The organism is Galbibacter sp. L-19 (assembly GCF_056857615.1).
The window spans coordinates 1-2,579 of record NZ_JBSXNL010000007.1 but is presented as its reverse complement, the minus strand read 5'-3'; the positions used below and the strand labels follow the sequence as shown (position 1 = coordinate 2,579).

Here is a 2,579-nt window from a genome sequence, read left to right as displayed (position 1 = left end):
TGGGAAGCTATGGTAAAGTGACTGACTAATAATTCAGGGAGGATAAAACGTAATAGGTCTAATGATAATTCCAATGCAAGTCTTTTTTTTACAAAGATCGAATTTTACTTCTATTTACACACAACTTTTTGACTTGATCCGGTAAAACATAGGTAAAACATTTTCCTTTTTTCATATTTTTTGTTGAATATTGATTTTGATTGGCAAACCCAGTGTGTTTTACCAAATAAAAGACTTTGGGAGTCGCTAATCATAAATCTTGTCCAAATCAAAAATTATATTTTTTACTGCTCTAAAATGGCCATCAATTTATGATTTAGATATAGTTTTTCTTTCCCTACCTTTTCAGAGATTAGAAAACCTGTCTTCTCCAAATCTGAAAGATAATTACCAACGGTTTTTGATGTCCCTAATCCAGCGTCAACTAAGAATTGACGTTTAGTGTAAGGCAGTCTAAAAAGAGTCTCAACCAAATCTTTTGAGTACGCTTTAGGTAATGAATTTTTTATTTCCTCTCCCATAGTTTCCATTAAGCCTGTAACACTTTTTAAGCGTTCCAGTCCTTTTTTAGCGGTATAATCAATCATCTCGAGCATGTAAAGTATCCAAGATTCCCAATTTTGATCTTCAGTTACTTGACGTAATTTAGAATAATATTCAGCTTTATTCTTAATAATGTATTCGCTTAGATAAATAGCTGGTGTATCCAGCAGTTTTTCTAATTTCAGATAAAGTAACAACAAAATTCTACCTGTTCTACCATTCCCGTCTCCAAACGGATGAATCGCCTCAAATTGATAATGTAATAATGCCATTTTTATTAAGGGATCTATTGATCTTTCATTATTGATAAATATTTCTAGATTATCTAGTTTTTCCCTTATTACATTTTCGCCTGTAGGCGGGATATATATTGTTTCCCCTTGTAAATTTTTTAGAGCTGTTCCAGGAGTAGATCGTATCCCTGCTTTATTTTTCTTTATACTTTGTACAATTTCAATACACAAATTAGTTGTTATAAAGGGACGCTTCTCTATGATTTTTAAACCGTTCCATAACGCTTCTTTGTAACTAATAACTTCTTTGGTAGCTGGATTGTCAAATTTTTTATCTGCAACTATAGATTTGTATAGGTCATCGTTGGTAGTAATAATGTTCTCAATTTCAGAACTAGCTTTAGCCTCTTGTAAATGAATGGTGTCTAAAAATAAGGTTGGATTAGGTAAATTTGTTAGCATACCATTAAGTTGTGCTAAAGACCTACTAGCCTCAATTGTTTTTCGCAACACAGTTGTAGTTTCTAAATTTGTTTTAGGTGGTAACTGAGGTAAATTATTGTACGGTGTATTTCTATTAAACTTGGTCATTTAAACGAGGGTAAAATTTACATGTGTTATTTAAACGAGAGTAAATATAGTTATTTTTTACCTCTGTTTGATGCTCGAACGTAAATATTACCTTCGTTTACTCGGGATTTAAAGTAACTCCATCTATTAATACCGTGAAAAAGGGCTCTATTAAAACCTTATCTATGATTGTAATTACACAAATTTTGACAAAAACATAATAGTCATTTGCTTAGATGTGGCGGAATTCTAAAACCACCTTCCTACCTCCATTCAATTCTTGCAATTCCACCAATAATTTTTCCTTGTCTCCTAGCACATATTTTGGCAGTACATATACAAATCTAAGTAACTGACCATTCCATATCTTATTATGAGGGTTACAAATGTATATCGGTTTCATTTCAAGTCTTTGGTAAGAAGATTTTCGCTTTTTATTCCCACTGACACTGTAAACTTTTAAAAAATCAGTTTCAAAAGTAATACCCGAAGTATTGGATACTTCCATAACTAAATAAGTTTCAGATTTGTGATAAACCATTTTCTGAAGCTGTAGTTTAATTCCATTCCTTTTTTTAAAAGCTAATCTTTTAGGGGTGGTTTTAAGTAAATATCTACTGAAGGATTTATAGTATGCCATACTTTTCTCCATACTATCCAATGCTATCTGTTTGTGTTTTGGCTTCGCTGAAAGCGGTACTTCAGTACCTATACTTTCTGTTCTTGACACAAAATAATTTAGTTTAGGTAGCTGTTCTGCATATTTTAAAATATATGAATACACCTGCCCATCATCAGTAACAACTAACAAATTACTTGCTTCCCCAGACTGCGCTTGTAATAACCCGAAATACTGTTTTGTCTCCCGATTATAGGTAAACACAAAATGAGAAGCCCCTGTAATTCCTTGACGGATCGCCTGTGGAAAAAACAACGCCACACTTTTCTTATTATTAGCATACAACGTATCCAATATAACTTGGGCATGTAAAGAGCTTGATAGAATTATGGTTATAAGTATAATTATTGTTTTCATGTCTTTATATTTAATGTTTTTCAAATGTCAAATGAAACATCCATACAATCATCTCCTTATATGTTCAAGAAATAACAAAGAATGTCTCATTGCTTGAGTTTTAATATTAATTGATAATTGTCCATTACCGTCACCTTCACTTGTCGGTTACTCCTTCTAAAAAGCTGCTTGATACCACTTACTTGTGGTACTCCAGC

Annotated in this window: 3 protein-coding genes; all 3 read right to left on the bottom strand. The window is 32.3% G+C overall.

Features of this window, described 5'->3' with window-relative positions; all coding sequences use genetic code 11:
* Positions 1-284: 284 nt before the first annotated feature.
* A complete protein-coding gene (locus AC13CQ_RS00140; protein WP_008610586.1) occupies positions 285-1,367 on the bottom strand; it encodes a Fic family protein in 1,083 nt (360 codons plus the stop codon).
* A 211-nt stretch (positions 1,368-1,578) separates the two neighbouring features.
* On the bottom strand, positions 1,579-2,382 hold the full coding sequence (locus tag AC13CQ_RS00135; protein ID WP_008610587.1) for a DUF4138 domain-containing protein: 804 nt from the start codon (positions 2,380-2,382) through the stop codon (positions 1,579-1,581).
* Between the two features lie 86 nt (positions 2,383-2,468).
* A partial coding sequence (traM, locus tag AC13CQ_RS00130; protein WP_482882579.1) for a conjugative transposon protein TraM occupies positions 2,469-2,579 on the bottom strand: 111 nt, incomplete at its 5' end.